Raw genomic sequence first — 5,427 nt, forward strand, 5'->3', positions numbered from 1 at the left:
CTCGTTCCTGGCCCGGCTCATCCCTGCCGGCCGCGAGGGCGAGGTGTTCGGGCTGTACGCCACGACGGGGCGCGCCGTCTCGTTCCTGGCGCCCACCGCCTTCGCGCTGTTCATCACGATCGGTGGGAAGCAGTACTGGGGAATCCTCGGGATCATCCTCGTCATCTTCATCGGCCTGCTCCTGCTTCTTCCTGTTCAGGCGAAGCAGCAGCAGCTGAAGTAGCGCGCAGCGACGCCATCCATCCGCCCCTCGCACCACGTTTTCACGCACTCCGGACGGAAACATCCGGCCCACCGCGTGAACAGGTCCGCAACGAGTGAAGTCGCCGCCGGGAGGACGCGACAGACCGCCCGCCGGGGCGCGGCTACAGTGATATCGGGATTCAACACCAGGCCCCACGCATCCGAAGGAACAAAACATCCCATGTCGCTCGAAACCCTCAAATCCACTCGCGTCCTCGCTGTGCTGCGGGCTCCATCGGCCGAGAGCGCGCTGCGGGCGGCCGACGCCCTCGTCGACGGAGGGGTCACCGGGCTGGAGATCACCTACTCGACCCCCGACGCGCCCGCGGTGATCCGTGCCCTCGACGAGAAGTACGGCGACCGGGTCTACCTCGGCGCAGGCACAGTGACGACGACGGAACAGGCAAACCAGGCAGCGGATGCCGGTGCGCGGTTTCTCGTCAGCCCCGGCACACGCGAAAGCCTCACCGCCGCGATGAAGGCGACGGGCCTGATCGTCATGACCGGTGCGCTCACCCCCAGCGAGGTGATGGCCGCGGCCGAGTACGGCAGCGACGTCGTCAAGATCTTCCCGGCCTCGCTCGGCGGGCCTGCGTTCCTCAAGGCGCTTCGGGGCCCGTTCCCGGATGTGCCGCTGATGCCCACCGGCGGGGTCAGCCCTGAGAACATCGGCGACTGGTTCGCCGCCGGAGCTATTGCCGTCGGCGCGGGCAGCGATCTGGTGTCGTCGGCCGCCCTGGCTTCCGAGGATTGGGCCGAGATCACCCGTCGCGCCGAGTTGTTCACCGCGTCCGGCGTCGGAGCCTGACCGGCCGGACGTCCGGTTCCTCAGGAGGTCGCGCGACTTTCGTCCCGCGAAGCCTTCTCCTGTTTCTCGTTCGAGAACGATGAACGGATGCTGCGACTACAGCCCGTCGGCGACCGCCGCCGTCACCTGCAACCACGCCTCGCGGGTCTGCGGCGAGAGCACTTCGACGTTGAGCGGCCCTCCGCTCTGGAACCCCGGGTCGTACGGAACCTCGAGCACGACGCGAGTGAGCGCCGAGAAGTGGGCGTGCAGGCGCTGCGACAGCTCGGGCTGCGCCGCGTCTCCGGGCGCCGAGAGGATCGTCACCGCCTGGCTGACCTTGTCCTGGTGGCCCTTCTGCCGGAGCCCGTCGAGCAGCCATGCGGCACTCGCCGCGGTCTCCTCATTCACGGTGGTCACCACGACGAGCTGGTCGGCGGCCTCGACAGCGGCCTCCCAGTTCGATGCGCGCATGTTGTTGCCCGTGTCGATGACCAGCACTCGGTAGAACCGGCTGAGCGTCGAGTGGAGGCTGCCGAATGCCTTCGCGTCGATCGTCGACGACGCCGCGGCGTCCTCGTCCGAGGCGAGGACGTCGAACTGGGCGTCTCCCTGCCCACGCACATAGTTGTCCAGGTAGCCGACCCGTGCCGACTCCACGTCGGCGAACCGGCCGATGTCGCGGAGCAGGTCCACTGCGGTGTTCGAGTGGCGCGACGGCTGCGCGCGCCAGCCGAGCGTCCCGCGGGTCTCGTTGTTGTCCCAGGCGAGGGTGGAACCGCCGCGGTGGATGCCGAACGTCGCCGCGAGCAGCAGCGTCGCGGTCGTCTTGTGCGCGCCGCCCTTCGGGTTGAGCACAACGATCGTGCGCGGCCCTCTGAGGCTCCGCTGGACGCGACGGATGGCGTTCCGGTGGACCTGCTCGACTTTGCCCGGCCGCGGGGAGATCAGCCCGCCGGTGATGCGGCGCACGAGGCCCTGCCAGCCCGTCTTCGCCGGGCCCTCCGGCGCCGAGGGGCGGGACTGCAGGAAATCGTCGAGGGTCGGGACGGCGTCCGTCCCGGCTGGCGGCGAGAACGCCGCAGGACCGGCGGGAGCTCCGGCAGGGTCCGGGTCGAGCATCGGGTCGCTCTCGGCAGCATCCGCGTCCGACTCGGCAAGGTCCTCGGTGTCGGGGGCCGCGTACGGTGCGGCGATCGTCGCGGTGACGGTGTCCACGTTCGTCGAGAAATCGGGCAGGGACGGGACGGTTCCGCCCGCCGACACGTACCCGGAGTCATTGCCTCTGTCGGGGATGACCGGCTCCTCGCTGTACGCACGGAACGTCGACCGCCGGGTCGGGGCAGGTTCATAGGATTTGCCGATGAAGGGTTCCGCCTCCTCCTCGGTGACGTCGGTGAGGTTGTCGATGCCGAAGGGGGGAAGGGGAATCCGCGCCGATTCGGTCGCGACGCTCGCAGTCGGCTCGGCGACGTCGTCGTCATACTCGTCGTCCGCGAGGATCGGCCCCTCGGAGTGGACGTTGCCGTCCGGGTGGACGAACAGCGCGTAGATTCCGTCGAGGTCGGTGATCGCAACCCGGACCGGACGATCGCGGGCAGCGGCCTCTTCGGCCACGCGGGCGATGACCTCGCCCCGGGCACCGGCCACATCGGCGGTCCGCACTGCGGACCTTTCGCCGTCGACCGAGACTTCACCGGTGCCGTCGGCTCGGACGATCGCAGTGATGTGTGGGTCATTCGGCAGGTTCGACACGTCGGGGCACCGTTTCTTTCCGCGGCCGAGGGACGCCCTGTCGGCGTCGAAGCGACCAGTTTCCGAGTACCAGTATTGCGCGCGCCGCATCCGGGGACCCAATTGAGCGCGCAAGTCGTCGAGGCCGTTGCCGCGCTATGCCGGAATGAGGTTTCTCTCGGCCAGCGCTGTCCACAGCTCTTCCGGAACTGCTTCGGCCATCCAGGCGGCGTTCCGCCGGAGCTGCTCCGGCTTGCTGCCTCCGATCACGATGGAGCGGACGGTGTCGTCGCGCAGGGTGTAATGCAGGGCAGCGGCGGGCAGGGCGACTCCGACATCCCGGCAGACTCCGGCGATCGCCTGTACTCGCTCGAGCAGCGCCTGCGGCACGTCGCCGTACTCGTAGCGGGTGTCGGCATCCGGGTGTTCCGTGGCGAGCAACCCGGAATTGAAAACGGACGCGTTGACGATCCCAACGCCGTGAGCACGGCACGCGGGCACGACGTCGGCGAGCGCGGGCTGCTCAGCGAGCGTGTAACGGCCGGCAACCATCAGCAGGTCGATAGCACCGGTATTCGCTGAGGCGAGGAGCGCGCCGGTGTCCATCGAGCCGACGCCGACCGCCCGGGTCATCCCCTGGTCGCGGAAGTGCGCCAGCGCCGGAATGGCCACGTCGAGCCCTTCCTTGAGGTCGTGCCGCTCCGGGTCGTGCAGGTACAGCACATCGAAGCGGTCGAGCCCGGTGCGGTCAAGCGATTCCTCGACACTCGAGCGGATGCCGTCGGCCGAGAAATCCCACACGCGCCGATGGTCGGCGGGTATGGCGAAGTTGTGCTCGGAATCGAGTTCGGCGGCGCCCTCCGGGTGCGGCACGAGCAGCCGCCCGACCTTCGTCGAAACGACGAACTGGTCCCGCGGCTTCGTGGCGAGGAACGCGCCAAGCCGTCGCTCCGACAGACCCAGTCCGTAGTGCGGGGCCGTGTCGAAATAGCGGATGCCGACATCCCACGCCGTCTGCAGAATCTCCCACGCCATGTCCTCGTGGATCGGACGGTACAGGTTGCCGAGGTTCGCGCCGCCGTATCCGAGTCTGGGAAGGTGCAGTTCGTTCATGAGCCGCAGCGTACACGGCCCCGTTGCCGTGCGCTCCCCTCGTCAACCGATGCGGTGGCCTTCGTTGTGCTCGTTCAGCACCCAGGTCGCGCCCTCGTCCTCGGAGACGAAGCTCTCCCAGGTGTACGAGGTGTCGGTTATTTTGGAGAAGTTCCAGCGGATCAGGAGCCCGTCGTTGCGTGTGCCGTCCTGACGGATGCCGTCCCGCTTGTGCACGGTCGCCACGAGGTGGGCGTACTCCCCGCGTTCCGGCTCGAAGTAGCTGACCCGCCAGGCACCCATGTCACGGTCATAAACGCGCACAGCGGTGGCGATCGCATCGTAGCCACCGTCTTCGCGGGGGTGAAGCGCAACATCCTGGACCGCCTTGCCGTCGAGGATGTACGACATCACCCAGAGAAACTCGGTTTCGTGCCAGTCGCCGGTCTTCTCGTCGAGGCGTCTGGAGCGCACGTGCCAGCGGCCGACCATGCGGCCGAATCGGGACATGCGGTAGGGATATAGCGGTGTGGCGGCATCCGAGATGAGGGCTTCGGCGAAGGGGAGGTCGGCGTTCTCGCTCATGGCGGTGGCCTTTCTGCTAGCTGCCGAGGCTTCCAACGTCGACGACGCCGACGTCTGTGCGGTGGAAGTTCTGGAACGAGCGGGATGCCGTCGGGCCGCGTTGCCCCTGGTACCTCGAGCTGTATTCCGCCGAACCGTATGGCTTCTCAGCCGCTGAGCTCAGCTGGAAGAAGCAGAGCTGGCCGATCTTCATGCCTGGCCACAGTTTGATGGGGAGTGTGGCGACGTTGCTGAGTTCGAGGGTGACGTGCCCGCTGAAGCCGGGGTCGATGAATCCGGCGGTGGAGTGGGTGAGCAGGCCGAGGCGGCCGAGCGAGCTCTTGCCCTCGAGGCGGGCAGCGACGTCGTCTGGCAGGGTGATCTGCTCGTAGGTGGATCCCAGTACGAACTCGCCCGGGTGCAGGATGAACGCTTCGTTCGGCTTCGCCTCGATGAGGCGGGTCAGTTCGGGCTGGTCTTCGGCCGGGTCGATGTACGGGTACTTGTGGTTGTCGAACAGCCGGAAGTACCGGTCGAGTCGCACGTCGACGCTGGAGGGCTGCACCATCTCCGGATGCGACGGTTCGAGGCCGATACGTCCGGATGCCAGTTCAGCTTTGATGTCGCGGTCGGAGAGAAGCACGAGGTCAGTTTATAAGGGCGAGGCTTGATAGTATTGCGGCGACGCCACCGGGCGTCACGCGCGGATGTAGTTCAATGGCAGAACTTCAGCTTCCCAAGCTGATAGCGCGGGTTCGATTCCCGTCATCCGCTCTCTTGTATTTCTCCCACTCGCTCCTGGCCCCGCAGGCGGTGGTGGTGCCTTGCGTCAGGAGCCGGCCGTCGCGCCTGCGACTGCATTCTCCGCGCACCAAAATGAAAACCCCCGGCCTCGCAATGCCGGTTTCGCACGCCAACACAACGCCCGGCTCAGGTGCGCACGACGGCGCCGCCGCGCTTGCGGGAGACCGCATCGACGGTGGCTGCGAGGATCAGCACCCCACCGG

The 5,427-nt window shown here is 67.5% G+C and carries 6 protein-coding genes and 1 tRNA gene; 3 read left to right on the forward strand and 4 right to left on the reverse strand.

What is annotated here, in order from left to right:
• Positions 1-223 (forward strand): MFS transporter (locus ACLQ62_RS06465; RefSeq protein WP_411720829.1); only part of this gene is annotated, 223 nt, incomplete at its 5' end.
• Between the two features lie 201 nt (positions 224-424).
• Entirely contained in the window at positions 425-1,051 is a 627-nt protein-coding gene (locus ACLQ62_RS06470) for a bifunctional 4-hydroxy-2-oxoglutarate aldolase/2-dehydro-3-deoxy-phosphogluconate aldolase (RefSeq protein WP_411720830.1), read from the forward strand.
• A gap of 96 nt (positions 1,052-1,147) precedes the next feature.
• Here the strand turns inward: ACLQ62_RS06470 and ACLQ62_RS06475 are convergent, their stop codons facing one another.
• The 4 genes from ACLQ62_RS06475 to dcd all read right to left on the reverse strand — a co-directional run bounded on the left by ACLQ62_RS06475 (position 1,148) and on the right by dcd (position 5,063).
• Complete coding sequence (locus ACLQ62_RS06475) at positions 1,148-2,785, reverse strand: chromosome partitioning protein (protein ID WP_411720831.1); 1,638 nt, start codon at positions 2,783-2,785, stop codon at positions 1,148-1,150.
• A gap of 135 nt (positions 2,786-2,920) precedes the next feature.
• On the reverse strand, positions 2,921-3,877 hold the full coding sequence (locus tag ACLQ62_RS06480; RefSeq protein WP_411720832.1) for an aldo/keto reductase: 957 nt from the start codon (positions 3,875-3,877) through the stop codon (positions 2,921-2,923).
• Between the two features lie 42 nt (positions 3,878-3,919).
• Positions 3,920-4,441: a hypothetical protein gene (locus tag ACLQ62_RS06485; protein ID WP_411720833.1), complete on the reverse strand. Its 522-nt coding sequence runs from the start codon at positions 4,439-4,441 to the stop codon at positions 3,920-3,922.
• 16 nt (positions 4,442-4,457) lie between these two features.
• Positions 4,458-5,063, reverse strand: a complete 606-nt coding sequence (dcd, locus tag ACLQ62_RS06490) for a dCTP deaminase (RefSeq protein WP_411720834.1) — start codon at positions 5,061-5,063, stop codon at positions 4,458-4,460.
• A gap of 60 nt (positions 5,064-5,123) precedes the next feature.
• Here dcd and ACLQ62_RS06495 point away from each other — a divergent pair.
• A tRNA-Gly gene (locus ACLQ62_RS06495) sits at positions 5,124-5,194 on the forward strand.
• Positions 5,195-5,427 lie beyond the last annotated feature (233 nt).

Source organism: Mycetocola sp. (assembly GCF_046716805.1).
In the GTDB taxonomy this organism is placed as follows: domain Bacteria; phylum Actinomycetota; class Actinomycetes; order Actinomycetales; family Microbacteriaceae; genus Mycetocola_A.

Coding starts and splice junctions, on each gene's coding strand:
- ACLQ62_RS06470 (WP_411720830.1), top strand. CDS start 425: ATGTCGCTCGAAACCCTCAAATCCACTCGCGTCCTCGCTGTGCTGCGG.
- ACLQ62_RS06480 (WP_411720832.1), bottom strand. CDS start 3,877: ATGAACGAACTGCACCTTCCCAGACTCGGATACGGCGGCGCGAACCTC.
- ACLQ62_RS06485 (WP_411720833.1), bottom strand. CDS start 4,441: ATGAGCGAGAACGCCGACCTCCCCTTCGCCGAAGCCCTCATCTCGGAT.